The sequence below is a fragment of the Rhizobium sp. G187 genome (assembly GCF_051549525.1).
In the GTDB taxonomy this organism is placed as follows: Bacteria; Pseudomonadota; Alphaproteobacteria; order Rhizobiales; family Rhizobiaceae; genus Allorhizobium.
Genome location: NZ_JBPUGM010000001.1, coordinates 723,908 through 744,391 on the forward strand (window position 1 = coordinate 723,908; position 20,484 = coordinate 744,391).

Here is a 20,484-nt window from a genome sequence, read left to right on the forward strand (position 1 = left end):
CTCGAACGAAAGACTTAAGCCCATGATCCCCCGCTACTCCCGGCCGGAAATGGTCGCCATCTGGTCCCCCGAAACCAAGTTCCGCATCTGGTTCGAGATCGAGGCGCATGCCTGCGACGCGCTGGCCGACCTCGGCGTGATCCCGAAGGAATCTGCTCGCACGATCTGGGAAAAGGGCGGGCCGGCGGAATTCGACGTCGCACGCATCGATGAGATCGAAGCCGTCACCAAGCATGACGTCATCGCCTTCCTGACGCATCTCGCCGAATTCATCGGTCCGGACTCGCGCTTCGTCCATCAGGGCATGACCTCGTCCGACGTTCTCGACACGACGCTTAATATCCAGCTCGTGCGCGCCGCCGACCTGTTGCTGGCCGACATGGACCGGGTGCTCGCGGCCCTGAAGGCCCGCGCCTTCGAGCACAAGGATACGGTCCGCATCGGCCGCAGCCATGGCATCCATGCCGAACCGACGACAATGGGCCTGACATTCGCACGTTTCTACGCCGAAATGCGCCGCAACCGCGACCGCCTGGTCAATGCCCGTGCAGAAATTGCAACGGGCGCGATTTCAGGTGCCGTTGGCACGTTTGCCAATATCGATCCCCGTGTCGAGGAACATGTCTGCGCAAAGCTTGGCCTGGTGCCGGAGCCGATCTCGACCCAGGTTATCCCGCGCGACCGCCATGCGATGTTCTTTGCCACGCTTGGCGTGATCGCTTCGTCGATCGAGAATGTTGCGATCGAAATCCGCCACATGCAGCGCACGGAGGTGCTGGAAGCGGAAGAATTCTTCTCGCCGGGCCAGAAGGGCTCTTCGGCCATGCCACACAAGCGCAACCCGGTCTTGACCGAGAACCTGACCGGTCTTGCCCGCCTCGTGCGCATGTCGGTCGTCCCGGCACTGGAAAATGTGGCCCTCTGGCACGAGCGCGACATCAGCCATTCGAGCGTTGAGCGCGCCATCGGTCCGGATACGACCATCACCCTCGATTTTGCGCTCAACCGTCTGGCGGGCGTCATCGAAAAGCTGGTGATCTATCCGGAAAACATGCTGCGCAACATGAACCAGTTCAAGGGTCTGGTCATGAGCCAGCGCGTTCTTCTGGCGCTGACGCAAGCCGGCGTGTCGCGCGAGGACAGCTACCGTCTCGTGCAGCGGAACGCGATGAAGGTCTGGGAAAAGGGCGCCGACTTCCTTGAAGAACTGCTGGGCGACGAAGAAGTTCGCGCAGCCCTGTCGGAAGCTGAGATCCGCGAGAAGTTCGATCTTGGCTATCACACCAAGCATGTCGACACGATCTTCGCCCGCGTCTTCGGCTGATAACCATCGACCCCGTAGATGAGAAGCGTCTCAGGTCATTGTACCTGAGGCGCTTTTTTTATGATCTCCGCTGAAAGAGGTGGCCATGACGACGCCGCTACGACTGTTTGCGCATTGCCTCTACGCCGCCGCCATTCTCGTGATGATACTGTTCTGTGGCAGTGAGTATGACTGGATAGAGAGTATGGAGGGCGCCATCGATGCAACGCAGATCGAAGGTGCCGGAAACCGAACGGTCATGATGGGCCTCGCCCTGTCGGCTGCCCTTTTGGCGCAGGGAACTGTCGCTGCCGTCACGGAATCCCTCCGTGAAAGATGCCTCGCGTTTGCCCTTGCAGGAGTGGCGGCGCTCATGTTTTTGGCCGGCCAGAGATCTTCACTCTTCTAGCCGGCCTCTTCTTATAAAAGTTCGTTCTCGCGGAGACGGCGGCTCAGACCACCAGCCTGCGATAGAAGTGCCAGGTCGCATGTCCGAGGATCGGCACGATCACCACCAGGCCGACCAAAAGCGTCGCCATGCCGATTGCCAGCAACGCGGCAACCATCAGCCCCCATACTGCTACAGGTATCGGGTTCAACATGCTTGCGCGAACCGAGGTTTGCACGGCGCAGGCAGCGCCGCAATCGCGGTCCAGCAGCATTGGAAAGGCGACGATGCTGATCACCAACGCGACGAGCGCCAGCACGAACCCGAAGGCGTTGCTCCAGAAGAGGAAGGCCATGGCGTTCGGATGGCTCAACACGTCACTGGCGAAGGAGAAGACGCCCGGCGACGGATAGTCACCAATCAGCGAGAGATACAACCCGCGGGACCCGACCAGCCAGACCATGAACAGCGATAGCAGATAGATACTCATCATCAGCAGGGCCGGAAGCGACGGCGACTTCAGGATCGCGCCCATATCGGCCAAGCCCGTATCCTCGCCACGTTCGCGCCGGCGGCTGATTTCCATCAGCCCCAAGGCAAGCAAGGGTCCGACCAGGGCAAATCCGGTCAACAAGGGATAGACCATCGGCAGGAGTTCGACACCTGCGCTCCATCCAATCATCATCGCACCAGCGATCGGATAGATCAGCGCCACGAACGCATAGTGGGTGGGCTTTTCGCCAAAGTCACGATAGCCGGCCTGAAGGGCGGCAAACACATCAGAGACCCCGATCTTGCGGATTGCGGGCCGTTCGATCGTACCGGTAACGCCTGTCATCACATGAAAATTCGACATTTCCACTTCCTCCTCAAACATGAATTTGCAGGCTTCAAAGTGTCATGCGCGGGCGGCGACTGAGAATGCCGCACCATGTCTCCGCCGGGGATCTTCTTGGATCGGACAGCGAGATAAAACGGCCAGTCTTTGCCGTAGGCGGCAAGACTATCAGACCTGGGCCAGGATGTCGCGGCCGCCGCCACAAGTTGTCGTGATGGCATCGACACGGGAAAAGAGGTCCGTCGCGCGCAAAAAGCTTCGCCAGGATCCGTTCTGGAACCTTGACGTCGCGCCGGTGGAAACGCAGATAGGGGCCATGAAAGTCTCAGAAGCAGAAATCCTGATTGTCCCCGGCTACACTAATTCCGGACCCGATCACTGGCAGACCCGCTGGGAATCGAAGCTGTCGACGGCAAGGCGTGTCGAACAGGCCGAGTGGTCGAAGCCGGTGCGCGAAGACTGGATCGACCGCGTGGTCGAAGAGGTCAACAGAGCGACACGTCCCGTTGTGCTGGTGGCCCACTCGCTGGGCGTGCCCACCGTCATCCATGCGGTACCGCGGATGACGCAGCGGATCGCGGGGGCTTTCCTCGTTGCCCCGCCAGATGTCGCAAATCCGGACATTCGGCCGAAACACCTGATGACCTTTGGCCCCTATCCGCGCGATCCCCTGCCCTTTCCCTCGATCACGATCGCCAGCCGCAACGACCCGTTCGGGACATACGCCCATGCTGAAGACGTCACCAATGCGTGGGGCTCATTCCTGATCGATGCAGGCGAATCCGGTCATATCAATGCGGAATCGGGCCATGGTCCATGGCCTGAGGGCACGATGGTGTTTGCGCAGTTCCTAGGACGGCTTTAAGCGCAAGCTTCAAACACGGCTTTCAGACACGCGCTGATCGACAGACGCAGACGGACTACAACCTTTTAAAGCCTTCTTAAGGTGGCTCTTATAAACTCTTGGGGTAAACTCTTGAGTTCGGAGCCCGCTCTTGCGCCCAGACGTTGCCGCCGAGGTGCCAGTTGCCCGAAGCAACTCGATCCAGATCCGCGACTTGCCATGGCCAGCCGCATGGATCGGCGAAACGGGTATTCTGCAGGATCAAAACGAGGCGATGCGCTCCGTCATCGGCAACCTCGCGCGTGGCCATGATTTCGCGACAGCCATTCTGGATGAGAATGCTTCCGCCTTTTGGCTTGCCTTGCGCAGGATTGCCATGGGCGGACCGTCCGCCACATTGGAAATCCGCACGAAGGCGAACCCAACGAAAACGTACATTGCGGCGCTAGCGCGCCCTCACCTTGGCCCTCCACCCCGCCTACCCGCCATTCTACTGCAGTTGACCGAGATCACGTCCCTCCGGGAGAGCATCGATCTTCTGGCCGAGCGGGAAAGCCGCTGGAACCATGCCTTGGTCTGTTCCGTATCGGGCGTCTGGGACCAGAGGAGCACGGGGGAACTCTATTATTCCGACGTTTGGCGTGCGATCCGCGGCCTTAAACCAGAGGATCCGATCCCACCGAACACAGACGAGTGGCTGGAACTCGTGCATCCGCAAGATCGCGAGCGGGTCCTGCACTGTATCGAGCGACAGAATGCCGGTGATCCGGACTACATGACCTTCGAGTATCGCGAGCGACACAAGGACGGACACTACATCTGGATCGAATGCAGGGGGGCCTGCGTCGAACGGAATGAAAGTGGCCAGCCTGCAAGGATCGTTGGAACCGATACGGACGTTACCGCACGCAAGGATCAGGAAGAGTGGCTGGAAGGTCTTTCGCGTCGGCTGAAACTGGCGCTGGATCTTTCGCGGATCGGAATCTTCGAGACCGATTTTTCAACCGGGACCAGTGATTGGGACGACGGTATGCGGCGGATCTTCGAGTTTTCCGGCGACGCCGATATCAAGGTGGGCGACTTCTGGGAGCGCAAGCTGCATCCCGACGATCGAGAGCGCACGCTTACCTATGTCGCAGCCCGGATCAAGGAACTGCGCCCCTTTACAGATGAATACCGCATCATCGCCAAGGACGGCTCGACCCGCTTCATCCGCTCCAACAGCCTGCCCTATCTGGATCAGGACGGCGCCCTTAAGATGATCGGCGTCAACTGGGATGTCACCGAAGATCACCGGCTGAGGGAAGAGCTGGAGAGACAAAAGGCGCTTGCCGAGGCCCGAAATGCCGAACTCGAAAAGACAAGGATCGATGCCGAGTATTCGGCCATGCACGATCATCTGACCGGGCTCCCCAATCGCCGCTTCCTTGAGGCACGCCTCGACAGCTGGCGCAAGGATGGCGATACGCCAAGACAGGGTATCGCGGTCCTTCATATCGATCTTGATCGCTTCAAGCAGATCAATGACACACTCGGCCACGGCGCCGGTGATGCCATGCTCAAGCATGCGGCCCGCGTTCTCCTCGACAATATCGGGCCAGATGGCTTTGCCGCTCGGATTGGTGGCGACGAGTTTGTGTTGCTGGTCGACTATGACGGATCCGAGAAGAACCTCTCCTTGCTGGCAGACCGGATCATCGGGACCATGCGTCATCCCGTATGGCACAAGGGTCACGAATGCCGCTTTGGTGCCAGCATCGGGATTGCCTATTCGACTGATGTACTCGCAGACCCGAGGCAACTGCTGCAAAATGCCGACATCGCGCTCTATAACGCCAAGAACCACGGCCGCAGCCGGCATGAATTCTACACACAATCGAGCCGAACGATCCTGGCCGACGCCAGACGCCTCTCCAGCGAGCTGCTACGTGCGCTCGAGCAGGATGAGATCGTTCCTTATTATCAACTGCAGTATGATGCTCGAACACGCCAAATCGTCGGTGCGGAATGCCTTGCGCGCTGGCAGCACCCGCAACACGGCATTCTTGGTCCCGATCGTTTTCTGCCAATGGCGGAAGAATGCGGTGTGCTGGCGCAGATCGACCGCATCATGCTGGACAAGTCCCTGGCCGACCTCGAGACATGGCGTCAGCAGGGCCTGAATCTTCCGAAAATCTCCGTCAATGTTTCAGCTCGACGGCTCACGGATCCGGACCTCGCCCAGGGACTGGGCTCACTGAACATCCGGCCAGGTACCGTCTCCTTCGAAATCCTGGAGAGCGTCTTCCTGGACCGGCAAGATGCGACCGTCATGACCAATCTGGAGACGCTGCGCGAGCTCTCGATCGACATTGAAATCGATGACTTCGGCACAGGTCACGCTTCGATCGTCGGCCTTCTCAATCTGAAGCCCAGCACGCTGAAGATTGATCGACAATTGGTTGAGCATCTCCCGACGAGCCAGGAACAACGCGTTCTTGTCATGTCAATCATCCAGATCGCCCGATCGCTGAAGATCAAGGTCACCGCCGAAGGCGTTGAGACAGAGGAGCATGCACGCATCCTGAAGCGGCTGGGTTGCGATGTCCTGCAAGGTTTCGGCCTATCGCGCCCGCTCGACTTCGCAGCCACCACGGCTCTTCTGGCCAAGCACAAAAAAACCGCCGCAGTCGACTGACTGCAGCAGCTTCGTTCAACCCGATGAAGCGAGATCAGGTGTTCTGAACCTGCTCGATCGCTTGTCCGAGAAAATCGACCAGCTTGGCGCGAAGCTCTTCATCGGTGATCGACACGCCACCGGCTGCAAGATCCGCGCTCAGCTTGCGCAAAACGTCCTCATCACCCGCTTCCTCGAAATCGGAGGCGATCACTTCCTTGGCGTAAGCATCCGGATCGGCCTTGCCGAGCAGACCGGCAGCCCAGAGGCCAATCAGCTTGTTGCGCCGTGCTTCCGCCTTGAAGCGAAGTTCCTGATCGTGTGCGAACTTGTTTTCGAAGGCTTTTTCGCGATCACTCATGCCGCTCATGTCAGTCTCCCATTTTGTCCATGGTCGTTCAGATTCGTTTCCCCATTAATCAAAAGGGAGTACAAAGTGCAATGTAAACTTGATCGATTCCGGCATGAAGCCCGGTGGGGTGCCGTTTTGGCGGGAAGGGTTTAACTGCTGCATTGTGAAAACGACGCTTTTCCTTTAAGGGACCGCTTCAAAGACCGATCCACAGCATCTGCGCCGATGTGCCGCGATGCCAACAACAGAGAAATTCACCCATGAACCGTCGCCGCCGCGTTTACGAGGGCAAGGCAAAGATCCTGTACGAGGGTCCTGAGCCCGGCACGCTGATCCAGTTCTTCAAGGACGACGCGACCGCATTCAACAAGAAGAAGCATGAAGTCATCGACGGAAAGGGCGTGCTCAACAATCGCATCTCCGAATACGTCTTCACGCATCTGAACAAGATCGGCATTCCCACGCATTTCATCCGTCGCATGAACATGCGCGAGCAGCTGATCAAGGAAGTGGAAATCATTCCGCTCGAGATCGTCGTGCGCAATGTTGCGGCCGGCTCCCTGTCAGCGCGTCTCGGCATTGAAGAAGGCGTTGTTCTGCCGCGCTCGATCATCGAATTCTACTACAAGTCCGATACGCTGGCCGATCCGATGGTCTCTGAAGAGCACATCACGGCGTTTGGCTGGGCAAATCCTGCCGAACTCGATGACATCATGGCCCTTGCCATCCGCGTCAACGACTTCCTGTCCGGCCTGTTTCTTGGCATCGGCATCCAGCTTGTCGACTTCAAGATCGAGTGTGGTCGCCTCTTCGAAGGCGACATGATGCGGATCATCCTGGCAGACGAGATCTCGCCGGATAGCTGCCGCTTATGGGACATCGAAACCCGCGAGAAGCTCGACAAGGATCGCTTCCGCCACGACATGGGCGGCCTTCTCGAAGCCTATCAGGAAGTGGCTCGCCGTCTCGGCATCATGAATGAGAATGAACCGGTGCGCGGCACTGGCCCGGTTCTGGTCAAGTAAGGTTTGGAGATAAGACAAGTGATCAAGGCACGTGTGACCGTTACCCTGAAGAACGGCGTTCTCGACCCCCAGGGCAAGGCCATCGAAGGCGCACTCGGCGCACTCGGCTTCGACGGCGTTGGCCAGGTTCGCCAGGGCAAGGTCTTCGATCTCGAGCTTGCCGGCGACGACAAGGCCAAGGCGGAAAATGAGCTGAAGGCGATGTGCGAGAAGCTCCTCGCCAACACGGTCATCGAGAACTATACTATCTCCGTCGCCTGAGGGTTGAGGGGGATGCACGATGGCCGAAGTCACCAACGAGTTGATCTTCGAGCTTCTGAAGAAGCTCAATCATCGATTTGACAAGGTCGACTTTGCCATCGGCGAGTTGCGCGCGGATAATCAGACAATGCGTGCGCAACTGCATGCGCTGCAGGGTGATGTAAACAACCTGCGCGCCACCACCGGACACTTCGAAAGCCGACTAGATCGGATCGACAATAGACTGGAACTGCGCGAGTTCCAGCAAGCCCAGATAAGGTTTGAGCCACAGCCATGAAATCAGCCGTCGTCCAGCTCCCAGGCCTCAATCGTGACCGTGACATGATCGCGGCCCTGACCAAGATCTCCGGACACGCGCCGGTGACCATCTGGCAGACAGAAACGGAAATTCCGGATGTCGACCTGATCGTCATCCCCGGTGGATTCTCGTATGGCGACTATCTGCGCTGCGGCGCGATCGCGGCCCGGATGCCCGTGATGCAGGCGATCAAGGAAAAGGCTGAAAAGGGCGTCAAAGTGATCGGCGTGTGCAACGGCTTCCAGATCCTTGTCGAGGCCGGCATGCTGCCAGGTGCTTTGATGCGCAATACGTCGCTCAAGTTCGTCTGCAAGGAAATCAAGCTTGAAGTGGCGAATGCCGATACGGACTTCACCCGCGCCTATGCCAAGGGGCAGATCATCCGCTGCCCGGTCGCCCATCATGACGGCAACTATTTTGCCGATGCTGAGACGCTGAAGGCAATCGAAGGCAATGGCCAAGTCGTATTCCGCTATGCAGACGGCACCAACCCGAACGGCTCCATGAACGACATTGCCGGGGTGATCAATGCCAAGGGCAATGTACTGGGCATGATGCCGCACCCGGAAAACCTGATCGAGGCAGCCCATGGCGGCAACGACGGACGCGGCATTTTTGCTTCAGCTCTGGACGTGATCGCCGCGTAAGTTAATCTCCGATTAACGCTTTCGCTGCTAGGGATGCGGCATCAAGCAGGATTAGACCATGCGCCGCCCCCCCCTTTTCATGATCGCCTCCCTCGCATTCGCCGGCCTGCTGGCAGGCTGCAAGCCAGAGGCACCGAAGCCCTCCGCACCAAGCCAGTCAGCGCTCGACATCATGGAGAAGGTCGCCGTCGGCGCCAATCGCTGCTGGTTCAAATCGGGCGATCCGGCTTTCAAGGCCTATTCTCTCGCTCCGGAACTTACATCCTTCTCCGGCCGGCCGCGCATTCTACTTGTCCGCAAGAATTCAGCCGATATACGTCCTCTGCTGGTCGTACAGGCTGAAGGCAAACCGGCGCGCCTCGACGCGTTCGGCCCGATGATGAACGAAGCCGTTGCGCCACGCATCCGCAAGGACGTCGTCCGCTGGGCCAACGGCGCCAAGGACTGCTGATCAGAACGGCGGCTGGAATGGCCGCTCGATCGACAGAAACCGCGACCGGCTGACCTCTCGCCGCGCATCGTCGGGCGTCAAACCGACATCCCGCAACTGATCAACAGTCAACTCCGACAGATGAACACGCGTCCTGCGTCGGCGCCCCCATAGCCGCCATCTGGCGAAGATCTTTATCCAAGCCGACCTATCGGGGACAATCATCTGATCAGTGGCCTGACCGTCAGCAATGGGCGCCCGGGCCACAGACACGATTGTATCTATTGTCACCATCTTCGTCTCCTTTCGGCGATTGGCTTGTAGCGGTCGGTATGAATTGACTTTGCAACGATGACAATCTACACAATTGTCATCATGACAAATTGGCTCCCCAATCTCGACAGTCGCTCCGGCCCACTTTATCTGCGCATCGCAGATGATGCCGAAAGTGCCATAAAATCAGGTGTCTTGCCGCATGGCACCAAGCTGCCGCCGCAGCGTGATCTGGCTTACGACGTCGGGGTGACAATCGGGACAATTTCACGAGCTTATGCCCTTCTGCGCGAAAGAGGGCTGGTCACCGGCGAAGTCGGGCGCGGAACCTATGTCCAGTCCGACGATCGAAGTGGCGCACCGATTGCGCAAGATCGGGTCACCATGAGCTATGGCGGCACCCGCGCCATCGTTCCGCCGCCGGGCAAACTTCGGTTCGACACCACGGCCGCCATCGATGTCGGCCAGGCGGAGATCGTCGGGCGGATCATGACCGAGATTGCTTCCGCGCATCCGGGCGAGATTTCCAGCTACACACGCACACTATCCCCTGACTGGCTCGAGGCAGGGCGCCAATGGCTGTCATCCGGCACATGGTCGCCGGAGCCCGGACAGATCCTGCCCCAGCTCGGCGTCCATGCCGGCATAAACGCCGTGATTGCCGCCGTCAGCGGCACGGGCGACCGGATTGTCTGTGAGCACCTGACCTATTCGCAAGTCGCCCGCAGCGCCAATCTGATGGGGCGTCAGATTGCACTGGTCGAGTCCGACGCCGACGGCATCGTGCCGGAGGATTTCGAACGGGTCTGCGCCCGAGAGCACCCGAAGGCGGCTTTCATCATGTCGTCGGGCCAGAACCCGACGCTCAGCACGCTCCCATTGTCGCGCCGCAGGGAGATCGTCGACATTGCTCGCAAGCATAATGTCTGGCTGATCGAGGACTATTTGTACGGCGGAATGATCGGCGATGACATTCCGCTCTTGGCGGAAATCGCACCAGACCGGACATTTCTGCTGAATGGCCTATCGAAATCAGTTGCTGCCGGCGTGCGTGGCGGCTGGGTCGCCTGTCCGCCCCATATGAGCCAGAGGATCCGCATTACGCAGAAGATGGTCAGCGGGGGCCTACCCTTCCTGCTGGCTGAGTTGTCGGCACGGCTGGTCCTGTCTGGCGCCGCTTTTCAAATCCGCAAGGACGTCCTTTCGGAAATCACCGCACGCGAGACGATCGTGCGAAATCTCTTCGCAGGCCACGAGTTTCGCTCGCATCCGAAGCTCCCTTTCTTCTGGCTTAAGCTCCAGGAACCCTGGCTTTCCGGCACCTTCAAGCAGGCAGCACTGGATGCCGATGTGCTCATCGACGATGAGGACGAGTTTAAGCCGGCACGCTCTTCGCGGGTGTTCCATCACGTGCGTATCGGCTTCAGCGAGGGGCGCGACAGGTCGATTTCGACCGAGGGCCTGAAGAAGGTGCGGCGCATTCTCGATCAGTCTCCGCTCGGCACCAGCGCTATCCTCTGAGACAACCAAGATCGGACCAGATTGCCGTGAAAGCGGCAGGAAAGCGGCAATACGGCGCATTTTTCAAGTGCGCCCGGCGCAGGCTTGGGATATAGGCTGCCTCGAAACCGATCTCCCACCGATCTCCATTGCCCTGAGAGCCAGATGACCGTTTCCAACTCCCGTCCCATCACCGCAGAATTGATCGCAAGCCACGGCCTGAAGCCGGACGAATACGATCGCATCCTGAACCTGATCGGACGCGAGCCGACCTTCACCGAGCTCGGGATTTTCTCGGCAATGTGGAACGAGCACTGCTCCTACAAGTCTTCGAAGAAGTGGCTGAAGACGCTGCCGACCAAAGGTCCGCGCGTCATTCAGGGACCTGGCGAAAATGCCGGTGTCGTCGATATCGATGACGGCGACGTCGTCGTTTTCAAGATGGAGAGCCACAACCACCCGTCTTACATCGAGCCCTATCAGGGTGCTGCAACCGGCGTCGGCGGCATTCTGCGTGACGTCTTCACCATGGGCGCCCGTCCGGTCGCTGCCATGAACGCCCTGCGCTTTGGCGCGCCGGACCACCCGAAGACCAAGCATCTCGTCGCTGGCGTCGTTGCCGGCGTCGGCGGCTACGGCAATTCCTTCGGCGTGCCGACGGTTGGCGGCGAAGTCGAATTCGACGCCCGTTACAATGGTAATATCCTGGTCAACGCATTCGCAGCCGGCCTTGCCAAGGCAGACGGCATCTTCCTGTCGGAAGCCAAGGGCGTCGGCCTGCCGGTCGTCTATCTCGGCGCCAAGACCGGCCGTGACGGCGTCGGTGGCGCCACCATGGCGTCCGCCGAATTCGACGAATCGATCGAAGAAAAGCGCCCGACGGTCCAGGTCGGCGACCCCTTCACCGAAAAGTGCCTGCTCGAAGCCTGCCTCGAACTGATGCAAACCGGTGCAGTCATCGCTATCCAGGACATGGGGGCTGCCGGCCTGACCTGCTCGGCGGTCGAAATGGGCGCCAAGGGCGGCCTCGGCATCGAACTGCAGCTCGATAAGGTGCCGGTGCGCGAAGAGCGCATGACGGCCTATGAAATGATGCTGTCGGAAAGCCAGGAGCGGATGCTCATGGTGCTTGAACCCTCCAAGGAAGAGGTCGCCAAGGCGATCTTCGTGAAATGGGGTCTCGATTTCGCGATTGTCGGCTACACCACCGACGACCTGCGTTTCCGCGTCCTGCACCAAGGTGAGGAAGTCGCCAACCTGCCGATCAAGGAACTGGGCGACGAGGCTCCGGAATACGATCGTCCCTGGATCGAGCCCAAGACCCCTGCCCCGCTCGCCGAGAATGACATCCCGGTTGGCGATGTGGCGGACGCGCTCCTGAAGCTGGTCGGCTCAGCCAACAACTCCTCACGCCGCTGGGTCTATGAACAGTATGACACGCTGATCCAGGGCAACTCTCTGCAGCTGCCGGGCGGTGACGCCGGTGTCATCCGCGTCGAAGGCCACGCCTCCAAGGCGCTCGCCTTCTCGTCTGACGTCACCCCGCGCTACGTCGAGGCCGACCCGTTCGAAGGCGGCAAGCAGGCAGTCGCCGAATGCTGGCGCAATATCACCGCGACCGGTGCGCTCCCGCTGGCAGCGACCGACAACCTGAACTTCGGCAATCCCGAACGCCCCGAGATCATGGGGCAGTTCGTCTTCGCGATCAAAGGCATCGGCGAGGCCTGCAAGGCGCTCGACTTCCCGATCGTCTCGGGCAATGTCTCGCTCTACAATGAGACCAATGGCCAGGGAATCCTGCCGACACCGACGATTGCCGGCGTTGGCCTGATGAAGGACTGGAAGAAGATGGCCCGCATCCGCTTTGCGGCTCAGGGTGAAGCCATCCTGCTGGCAGGCGCGCCGTCCAGCTGGGGTACGCATCTTGGGCAGTCGGTTTATCTTCGCGATATCCATGGCCGCACGGATGGTCCGGCACCGCATGTTGACCTTGCCCATGAAAAGAAGGTCGGCGATTTCGTTCGCGACCTGATCCAGGATGGTCTGGCGACCGCCGTTCACGACTGCTCGTCGGGCGGTCTTGCTCTTGCGGTTGCCGAGATGGCGATGGCATCCGGCATTGGCGCCCATGTGAACGCGCTCACCGACGCCAATCCGATTGCCGTCTTCTACGGAGAAGATCAGGGCCGCTATGTGCTGACAGTCAAGGAGGCCGATGTGGACCAGGTGCAGGTCCGCGCCGAAGCCGCTGGCGTCTTCTGCCCGTGGATCGGTCGCACTGGCGGTTCGAACGTCGTGCTCGGCGATGCCAAGCCGGTTGGCGTCGAGGAACTGAAGCAGGCGCATGAAGCCTGGTTCCCGGCACTCATGGACGGCGAACTCGCCTGATCGGAAAACCCCACCTCCCTGTGGAGCATGGGGCAGCCTGATGCTGCCCCATTGAAAGACCCCGGCGAATGGAAGATAGTCGCCTTTATTGCTGATTTGCATGAGGGACCCATTACATGCCGATGAAACCAGGCGACATCGAAGACATGATCAAGGCCGGCATCCCCGGCGCAAAGGTGGTCATCCGCGACCTTGCCGGTGACGGAGATCATTACGCCGCAGAAGTCGTCGCCGAGGCCTTCCGTGGCAAGAGCCGGGTCCAGCAGCACCAGATGGTCTATGATGCCTTGAAAGGCAATATGGGCGGCGTATTGCACGCGCTTGCGCTGCAGACCAGCATTCCCGAATAAGTGCGTCGCGGAGAAGAGCGGGCATGGCTGACCTGATCAAGGAAGTTGTCGAGAACGTTATTCAGGGCGTGTTGAACGAGATCCTGAAGAAGAGCGGCACCTCCCGGACGACGCGCCGCCGCAAGCGCAAGGCCGCGTCGGCGACAGCGACCCGAGCGAAACCCGCGCGCAAGACCACCAAACGGACAGGCAAGGCGGCAAAGCCTGCGCGCAAACAGGTTAGCCGTCGACGCTCCGCTCAGAAACGCAGCGTGCAGCGCAGTCGCTGAACCAATAGCCTCACCCGATCGGGGTACTGGCAAAATCCGTTTTGCCTTGCTATTTGTCACCAAGATCAAAGCTGCGGCCTTGAACCGCATGTGAAAGGAACAATGCATGAGCGCGCACGAATTCATCGCCAACGAAGTCAAGACCAATGACGTGGTCCTGTTCATGAAGGGAACGCCGCAGTTCCCTCAGTGTGGCTTCTCCGGACAAGTGGTGCAGATTCTTGATTACCTTGGCGTCGACTACAAGGGCATCAACGTGCTCGCCGATATGGAAATCCGCGAGGGCATCAAGACATTTTCCAACTGGCCGACCATTCCGCAGCTCTACATCAAGGGCGAGTTCGTCGGCGGTTGCGACATCGTGCGGGAAATGTTCCAGGCCGGTGAGCTGAAGACACATTTCGAAGACCAGGGCATCGCCGTTCGCGGCGCCGCCTGACATACAAGGCCAAAGGGCCATCAACACAACACGCGGAACAAGGCGTTGCTCACTGCAACGCCTTGTTCTCGTTATTAGGTATTTCATCATGTCAGATTTGTTACAGGCGTCACGCAAGACGCTGGGCGCCATGGGGCGCGCCGAATTCATTGCGATGATGGCTTTTCTCATGGCGCTCAACGCCCTCGCCATCGACATCATGCTGCCGGGCCTCCAGGAAATCGGTGCCGCCCTCAATGTCGAGAACGAAAACCACCGGCAATATGTCGTCTCGGCCTATCTGATCGGTTTCGGTGTTGCGCAGCTTTTCTATGGCCCCATTTCGGATCGTTTCGGCCGGCGCAAGCCGATGATGTTCGGCCTGGCAATCTATGTATTGTCATCGATTGCGGTGCTATTTGTACCCTCGTTCGGATCGCTGCTTCTGCTGCGTTTTATCCAGGGTATCGGCTCTGCGGCAACGCGCGTGATCACCATATCGATCGTGCGCGACGTGTTCGGCGGTCGCCAGATGGCCGAAGTTATGTCGCTGATCATGATGGTCTTCATGGTGATCCCAGTCGTGGCGCCGGGTACCGGCCAGGTGATCATGCTTTTTGGCGACTGGCACTGGATTTTCGTGTTCATGGCAATCATCGCCGTGATCGTCGGGGTCTGGATGTATGTCCGACTGCCGGAAACACTGGCCAAGGAAGATATCCGCCCCTTCACGCCACGGGTGATTTTCGACGGCTTTCGCATTGTGCTGACCAATCGCGTTGCGCTCTGCTACACCATCGCCAGCACATTTATCTTCGGCGCGCTGTTCGGCTTCATCAACTCCGCGCAGCAGATCTATGTCGGCATCTACGGCCTTGGCGTCTGGTTCCCCGTCGCTTTTGCCGCCGTTGCGCTTTTCATGGCGCTGTCGTCCTTCGTGAACGCCAAGCTTGTCGGGCGTTTCGGCATGCGCAAACTCTCGCATGCTTCATTGCTCGGCTTCATCGCGATCACTTTCCTCTGGCTTGTCGTGCAAGTGCTTGGACCGCAGCCTATGCCGTTTTTCCTGTTCATCACCTTCTTCTCTTTGGCGATGTTCCAGTTCGGCTGGATCGGATCGAACTTCAATTCGCTCGCTATGGAGCCGCTCGGGCATGTTGCCGGCACTGCCTCCTCCGTCCTCGGCTTCATGGGAACGGTTGGCGGCTCCCTGATCGGCGCCGGCATCGGTCAGGCCTATAACGGGACGGCCCTGCCGATGGTCGCAGGTTATTTCATCGTATCGATTATCGGCCTCGGTTTCGTTTTGCTTGGAGAAAAGGGACGGCTGTTCCACGCGCAAAACAAGCCGCTCTGACTTAGACGAACACGGAGTTGTGGAACAGCTCCATGTCTTTGTTTTCACGCAATGCCGGACGCAAAACCGCTTCGCACTTTTCGCTGGAATTGCGTTAGATACCCAGACGACAGACAGAAAAAGGCCCGCGCTGCAGATGCAACGCGGGCCTTTTGATTTGGACGACCCTTGAGATCAGCCGCGCAGGATGGAAGAGCCTGCGTAACGGGCCTGCGGGCCCAGCTCTTCCTCAATGCGGATCAGCTGGTTGTACTTGGCGGTGCGATCAGAACGCGCGAGCGAACCGGTCTTGATCTGACCGCAGTTCGTAGCGACCGCGAGATCGGCGATGGTGGAATCTTCGGTCTCGCCCGAACGGTGCGACATGACGGCCGTGTAGGCGGCACGGTTGGCGGTCGAGACGGCGTCCAACGTTTCCGACAGCGAACCGATCTGGTTGACCTTCACCAGGATGGAGTTGGCAACGCCCATCTTGATGCCGTCGCGCAGACGCGAGGAATTGGTGACGAAGAGATCGTCGCCGACGAGCTGAACCGTCTTGCCGATCTTGTCGGTCAGCGCCTTCCAGCCGTCCCAGTCGTCTTCTGCCATGCCGTCTTCGATCGAGAAGATCGGGTACTTGGCAGCGAGCTCGGCCAGATAGTCGGCCATGGCTTCCGGCTCAAGCGTGCGGCCTTCGCCTTCGAGCACATACTTGCCGTCCTTGAAGAATTCGGTCGACGCGCAGTCCAGCGCGATATGCATGTCTTCGCCCGGACGATAGCCAGCCTTTTCGATCGACTTCATGATGAAATCGAGGGCGGCAGGCGCCGAAGCGAGACCAGGGGCAAAGCCGCCTTCGTCACCGACATTGGTGTTGTGGCCATCCGCTGCAAGCTGCTTCTTCAGCGTGTGGAAGACTTCGGAGCCCATACGAACCGCATCGCGGATGCTGTCGGCACCGACAGGAACGATCATGAACTCCTGGAAGTCGATCGGGTTGTCTGCATGCGCGCCGCCATTGATGATGTTCATCATCGGCACCGGCAGAACATGGGCGTTTGGACCGCCCACGTAACGATAGAGCGGAAGGCCAGAGGCCTGAGCGGCAGCCTTGGCCACAGCAAGCGAAACACCGAGGATGGCGTTGGCGCCGAGGCGCGACTTGTTCGGCGTGCCGTCGAGCTGAATCATCAGGTTGTCGACGAGGATCTGGTTCTCGGCGTCATGACCACCAAGCGCATCATAGATCTCGCCATTGACGGCTTCGACAGCCTTCTCGACGCCCTTGCCGAGGTAACGCGACCCACCGTCACGCAGTTCGACGGCTTCGTGCGCACCCGTCGACGCGCCCGACGGCACAGCGGCACGGCCCATGCTGCCGTCTTCGAGATGGACGTCGACTTCGACGGTCGGATTGCCGCGGCTGTCGAGGATCTCGCGGCCGATGATGTCGGTAATGGCGGTCATGTTCGCTCCCTGTGGACGGAAAATTGACAAGGCTCGGAGGCCGGTCACAGGGCCTTGGAGCCACCAGACCCGCCTTTGAGTCCCCCCTGTCTTATCCGATGATCGGGAAAATACAATGACAGATCGAGTGAAGAAAGATCGATATTCAATCGATTGAAAAGGAGGGAGCTAGCGCTTCTCGGGCTTGAACCGTTTGAAGCGCCGAAAATACCTCTCAGACAGCCTTGGCGATATCGTCGAAGGCGATCAGTTTTTCCAAGAGGCGCCGCATGTCGGTGATCTTGACCATGTTCGGGCCGTCCGACGGTGCATTGTCGGGATCCTGGTGGGTCTCGATGAACAGACCACCAACGCCAACAGCCACCGCCGCACGGGCAAGCGTCTCGACAAACTCGCGCTGGCCGCCAGAAGAACCACCCTGCCCGCCGGGCTGCTGCACTGAATGGGTCGCATCAAAGACGACGGGTGCACCCATGGCCGCCATAATCGGCAAAGAGCGCATATCGGAGACGAGCGTGTTATAGCCGAAGGAGGCGCCGCGTTCGCAGAGAAGGACATTCGGGTTGCCGCTGGCATTCAGCTTGTTCAGCACGTTTTTCATGTCCCAGGGCGCCAGAAACTGACCCTTCTTGACATTGATGGCACGTCCTGTTTTGGCGGCCGCAACAAGAAGATCGGTCTGGCGGCACAGAAAGGCCGGGATCTGCAAAACGTCCACAGTCGGTGCAACGGCCGCACACTGTTCCTCGGTATGGATGTCGGTGAGGACCGGAACGCCAAATTCCTTCTTGATGTCGGCAAAGACTTCCATTGCTGTTTCGAGGCCGATACCACGCTCGGCCGAAAGCGACGTACGGTTTGCCTTATCGAAGGACGACTTGTAGACGAGACCGAGGCCGAGCTCGCGGCAGAGCTCAACCAGCTGGCCGGCGATCATGAAGGCATGATCACGGCTTTCCATCTGGCAGGGTCCGGCGATCAGCGCAAAACGGCCCGTTTGCGAGAAAACGGCCTTACCCGCGCCTTCACCAACGGTCACTTCAGAATTGGTAGCCTTACTCATTTGATCTCCTCGAAGGCAAAGGCGACGCCCTGGCCCTTTTCCGGCGCGACAACAATGCGCGCGCCCTTTCTCTGATAGGTGACGCCATTAGCAGCGAGACAGGCTTCTGTCACGCCGAGATCCCGGCTCGTCATGACAACGGCCGCGCCGATCAAGCCCCTGCCCGCCGTTACCACCGTCTGGCCGTAGTGGGCGACAAAACCTTCGGGCGTCAGCACCTCGACCACCGCATTGCCACTCTGGATCGACAGACCGAAGGAATGGGCCGTGACGTCGCGCTGCGCCAAAACCGTTTCGAACAGATACTGGAAGTCGCTCGGATTATCTTCAACGAGAACCACACGCGCCAAGCCGATTGACGCATTCGGATGGACTGCTAGCAACCCGCGATCCACCGGCAAGACATTCACCCGCTGACAGGCAAAGGCGAAGAAGTCCGGCGCGCGCAGATCGGCGGCGAAGGCGAGACGAAACGTGCCATCCGCAGTTCGCCCGTCGGGAAACCGAAAGGTCCGCGAGAACTGAAGCACCTCACCCGCACTCATGCCCTCTTCGACGAAACGCTTGTGATCCGTTTCGGCACCATCAGACTTGACGACAACGGCCGACAAACCCTCATCACGACGGAACCGAAAGGCAAGATGACGGGCAACGAACACATTGCCGCCTTTTGCCGCGACCTCGCAATCCTCGCGGCTACCGACCGCCAAGGGCTCAAGATAGGTATCGTCGGTGAAGAAGACACAGGCGTTTTCGGTGCCAAAGGGATGGCGCGCATCGCTCGCCACGGTAAAACCGAGCGCGGACAGCCGAGCCCTTGCCTGATCAAGAGATCCAACCGGCAGCACCAGATGGTCGATGGCGCGTGATGCTTGACTATCTTCAATCATGTCCAGCTCCTGCTCAGGATTGCGGAGTGTTGGTGGTCGGATTCGAAAGTGCACTGATGACGTGATGCAATTCGGCGAGCTCGCGCCGTGCCTCGCGCAACTCCGTCAGAACCTGCTCATCGATTTTGTGATGGAGCGCCAGCACCTCGATTTCAGCCTTTAGGTTGATCTCATAATCCTTGGCAGCCATGAAACGATCGCGCTCGGCCTGCCGGTTCTGGCTCATCATAATGATTGGCGCCTGAATGGCAGCCAGCATGGACAAGATGAGATTGAGAAAAATGAAGGGATAAGGATCGAGTGCATTGCTGGCCAGCAGAACGGTGTTGGTAACGGTCCAGCCTGTCAGAAACAGGAAAAAGCCGATGATGAAGGCCCAGGAGCCGCCGATCCGGGCGATCGAGTCGGCCAGTCTCTGACCGGTTGTCGCATCCGCCTGGAATTCCTGACTTGCATCTGTCGATACGACACGACGTTCGAGGGCGCGCGCGAGAACGCGCTTCTCCGAAGATGTAAGATCCGACTCACGCTTGCCGAGCAATGTCCGCTCGATCTCCTTTAGCATCGCCAACCCTTTTCCTCTCGCCGGCGGCATTCAATACACCAATCTCGGTGCAAAAACCCACCTTCCCCCGCCTATCGCATTTTCTGCTGTGATCTTCACGGAAATTTATCCACTTGCGGAACACAAATGGAACATATAGGGTCCGTTCTGGATTTGTTTCATTGATGAGGCATCGGATATGCTGACGCGAAAGCAACAGGAACTGCTTCTTTTCATCCATGAGCGGATGAAAGAATCGGGCGTTCCGCCCTCCTTCGACGAAATGAAGGATGCGCTGGATCTCGCCTCGAAATCAGGCATTCACCGACTGATCACGGCACTTGAAGAACGCGGCTTTATCCGCAGGCTGCCGAATAGGGCGCGAGCCCTCGAAGTTATAAAGTTGCCCGAGGCCTATACGCAGAGCCTGCAGCCACGCCGTGGCTTTTCGCCAAGCGTCATTGAGGGCAGTCTCGGCAAGCCGCCTGCCCCTTCGGTCGTCAAGGCACCGAGTGAAGAGCGCAGCCCATCGGTTACTGTACCAGTCATGGGGCGGATTGCAGCGGGCGTTCCGATTTCAGCCATTCAGAACAACACCCATGACATCTCAGTGCCCCATGAAATGATCGGCTCGGGCGAGCACTACGCTCTCGAGGTCAAAGGCGACTCGATGATCGATGCCGGCATTCTCGACGGTGATACGGTCATCATTCGAAATGCGTCCAATGCAAATCCCGGCGACATTGTCGTCGCCCTGGTTGATGACGAAGAAGCAACATTGAAGCGCTTCCGCCGTCGGGGTGCCTCTATTGCGCTTGAAGCCGCGAACCCAGCCTATGAAACCCGAATCTTCGGCCCAGACAGGGTGAAGATTCAGGGCAAGCTGGTTGGGCTGATCCGCCGCTATCACTGAGGACAGCCTCTTATGGTCGGCTTCGGTG

23 protein-coding genes are annotated in these 20,484 nt (G+C 59.1%); 16 read left to right on the plus strand and 7 right to left on the minus strand.

The genetic code is table 11. The features are described 5' to 3' along the window. Positions 1-22 precede the first annotated feature (22 nt). Both purB and ACSV9I_RS03415 read left to right on the plus strand, forming a co-directional pair. The gene (gene purB, locus ACSV9I_RS03410; protein ID WP_054158420.1) at positions 23-1,324 is read left to right on the plus strand and encodes an adenylosuccinate lyase; all 1,302 of its coding nucleotides are present in this window, start codon (positions 23-25) and stop codon (positions 1,322-1,324) included. Positions 1,325-1,409: 85 nt separating this feature from the next. Beyond that, positions 1,410-1,712 (plus strand): hypothetical protein, encoded by a 303-nt coding sequence (locus ACSV9I_RS03415; RefSeq protein ID WP_438327258.1) that lies wholly within the window; start codon positions 1,410-1,412, stop codon positions 1,710-1,712. A gap of 43 nt (positions 1,713-1,755) precedes the next feature. Here ACSV9I_RS03415 and ACSV9I_RS03420 read toward each other — a convergent pair whose 3' ends face one another. Beyond that, complete coding sequence (locus ACSV9I_RS03420; protein ID WP_438327260.1) at positions 1,756-2,547, minus strand: DUF2189 domain-containing protein; 792 nt, start codon at positions 2,545-2,547, stop codon at positions 1,756-1,758. 298 nt (positions 2,548-2,845) lie between these two features. On the opposite strand from ACSV9I_RS03420, the gene ACSV9I_RS03425 reads away from it, so the two are divergent. Further along, a complete protein-coding gene (locus ACSV9I_RS03425; protein WP_438327262.1) occupies positions 2,846-3,394 on the plus strand; it encodes an RBBP9/YdeN family alpha/beta hydrolase in 549 nt (182 codons plus the stop codon). Positions 3,395-3,524: 130 nt separating this feature from the next. Further along, positions 3,525-6,050 (plus strand): EAL domain-containing protein, encoded by a 2,526-nt coding sequence (locus ACSV9I_RS03430; protein ID WP_438327264.1) that lies wholly within the window; start codon positions 3,525-3,527, stop codon positions 6,048-6,050. A gap of 34 nt (positions 6,051-6,084) precedes the next feature. On the opposite strand, the gene ACSV9I_RS03435 is transcribed toward ACSV9I_RS03430, so the two are convergent. After that, positions 6,085-6,399: a DUF1476 domain-containing protein gene (locus ACSV9I_RS03435; RefSeq protein ID WP_054158418.1), complete on the minus strand. Its 315-nt coding sequence runs from the start codon at positions 6,397-6,399 to the stop codon at positions 6,085-6,087. A 242-nt stretch (positions 6,400-6,641) separates the two neighbouring features. Here ACSV9I_RS03435 and purC point away from each other — a divergent pair, with 242 nt between their 5' ends. Genes purC through ACSV9I_RS03460 form a run of 5 tightly spaced genes read left to right on the plus strand, consistent with a single transcriptional unit; the run spans position 6,642 to position 9,063 of the window. Beyond that, positions 6,642-7,406 carry a phosphoribosylaminoimidazolesuccinocarboxamide synthase gene (gene purC, locus ACSV9I_RS03440; protein ID WP_054158417.1) on the plus strand — a complete coding sequence of 255 codons (765 nt, stop codon included), beginning with the start codon at positions 6,642-6,644 and terminating at the stop codon, positions 7,404-7,406. 18 nt (positions 7,407-7,424) lie between these two features. Further along, on the plus strand, positions 7,425-7,667 hold the full coding sequence (gene purS / locus ACSV9I_RS03445) for a phosphoribosylformylglycinamidine synthase subunit PurS (RefSeq protein ID WP_438327267.1): 243 nt from the start codon (positions 7,425-7,427) through the stop codon (positions 7,665-7,667). Positions 7,668-7,686: 19 nt separating this feature from the next. After that, a complete protein-coding gene (locus ACSV9I_RS03450; protein WP_438327269.1) occupies positions 7,687-7,944 on the plus strand; it encodes a hypothetical protein in 258 nt (85 codons plus the stop codon). Beyond that, complete coding sequence (purQ, locus tag ACSV9I_RS03455) at positions 7,941-8,612, plus strand: phosphoribosylformylglycinamidine synthase subunit PurQ (protein WP_054158415.1); 672 nt, start codon at positions 7,941-7,943, stop codon at positions 8,610-8,612. The genes ACSV9I_RS03450 and purQ overlap by 4 nt, the downstream gene beginning before the upstream one ends. Positions 8,613-8,670: 58 nt before the next feature. Further along, positions 8,671-9,063, plus strand: a complete 393-nt coding sequence (locus ACSV9I_RS03460; protein ID WP_438327271.1) for a hypothetical protein — start codon at positions 8,671-8,673, stop codon at positions 9,061-9,063. On the opposite strand, the gene ACSV9I_RS03465 is transcribed toward ACSV9I_RS03460, so the two are convergent. After that, complete coding sequence (locus tag ACSV9I_RS03465) at positions 9,064-9,336, minus strand: DUF1127 domain-containing protein (protein ID WP_438327274.1); 273 nt, start codon at positions 9,334-9,336, stop codon at positions 9,064-9,066. 81 nt (positions 9,337-9,417) lie between these two features. Here ACSV9I_RS03465 and ACSV9I_RS03470 point away from each other — a divergent pair, with 81 nt between their 5' ends. From ACSV9I_RS03470 to ACSV9I_RS03495, 6 genes are all read left to right on the plus strand, one after another. Then, positions 9,418-10,836, plus strand: a complete 1,419-nt coding sequence (locus ACSV9I_RS03470; protein WP_438327275.1) for a PLP-dependent aminotransferase family protein — start codon at positions 9,418-9,420, stop codon at positions 10,834-10,836. 144 nt (positions 10,837-10,980) lie between these two features. Next, complete coding sequence (purL, locus tag ACSV9I_RS03475; RefSeq protein ID WP_438327277.1) at positions 10,981-13,203, plus strand: phosphoribosylformylglycinamidine synthase subunit PurL; 2,223 nt, start codon at positions 10,981-10,983, stop codon at positions 13,201-13,203. A gap of 116 nt (positions 13,204-13,319) precedes the next feature. After that, positions 13,320-13,553 carry a BolA/IbaG family iron-sulfur metabolism protein gene (locus ACSV9I_RS03480; RefSeq protein ID WP_062278593.1) on the plus strand — a complete coding sequence of 78 codons (234 nt, stop codon included), beginning with the start codon at positions 13,320-13,322 and terminating at the stop codon, positions 13,551-13,553. A 23-nt stretch (positions 13,554-13,576) separates the two neighbouring features. Next, on the plus strand, positions 13,577-13,822 hold the full coding sequence (locus tag ACSV9I_RS03485; protein ID WP_438327279.1) for a hypothetical protein: 246 nt from the start codon (positions 13,577-13,579) through the stop codon (positions 13,820-13,822). Between the two features lie 106 nt (positions 13,823-13,928). Further along, positions 13,929-14,261, plus strand: coding sequence for a Grx4 family monothiol glutaredoxin (gene grxD, locus ACSV9I_RS03490; protein ID WP_438327281.1), 333 nt, complete (start codon positions 13,929-13,931; stop codon positions 14,259-14,261). Positions 14,262-14,349: 88 nt separating this feature from the next. Further along, entirely contained in the window at positions 14,350-15,597 is a 1,248-nt protein-coding gene (locus ACSV9I_RS03495; RefSeq protein ID WP_438327283.1) for a multidrug effflux MFS transporter, read from the plus strand. Between the two features lie 174 nt (positions 15,598-15,771). Here ACSV9I_RS03495 and eno read toward each other — a convergent pair whose 3' ends face one another. The 4 genes from eno to ACSV9I_RS03515 all read right to left on the minus strand — a co-directional run bounded on the left by eno (position 15,772) and on the right by ACSV9I_RS03515 (position 19,564). Then, the gene (gene eno, locus ACSV9I_RS03500; protein ID WP_438327285.1) at positions 15,772-17,046 is read right to left on the minus strand and encodes a phosphopyruvate hydratase; all 1,275 of its coding nucleotides are present in this window, start codon (positions 17,044-17,046) and stop codon (positions 15,772-15,774) included. A gap of 214 nt (positions 17,047-17,260) precedes the next feature. Further along, on the minus strand, positions 17,261-18,109 hold the full coding sequence (gene kdsA / locus ACSV9I_RS03505; protein WP_438327286.1) for a 3-deoxy-8-phosphooctulonate synthase: 849 nt from the start codon (positions 18,107-18,109) through the stop codon (positions 17,261-17,263). After that, complete coding sequence (locus tag ACSV9I_RS03510; protein ID WP_438327288.1) at positions 18,106-18,999, minus strand: VOC family protein; 894 nt, start codon at positions 18,997-18,999, stop codon at positions 18,106-18,108. Before ACSV9I_RS03510 ends, kdsA begins: the two co-directional genes overlap by 4 nt. A gap of 13 nt (positions 19,000-19,012) precedes the next feature. Further along, positions 19,013-19,564, minus strand: a complete 552-nt coding sequence (locus tag ACSV9I_RS03515; protein ID WP_438327291.1) for a DUF1003 domain-containing protein — start codon at positions 19,562-19,564, stop codon at positions 19,013-19,015. A 178-nt stretch (positions 19,565-19,742) separates the two neighbouring features. Between ACSV9I_RS03515 and lexA the strand changes: the two genes are divergently transcribed. Then, the gene (gene lexA, locus ACSV9I_RS03520) at positions 19,743-20,456 is read left to right on the plus strand and encodes a transcriptional repressor LexA (RefSeq protein ID WP_054158404.1); all 714 of its coding nucleotides are present in this window, start codon (positions 19,743-19,745) and stop codon (positions 20,454-20,456) included. Positions 20,457-20,484 lie beyond the last annotated feature (28 nt).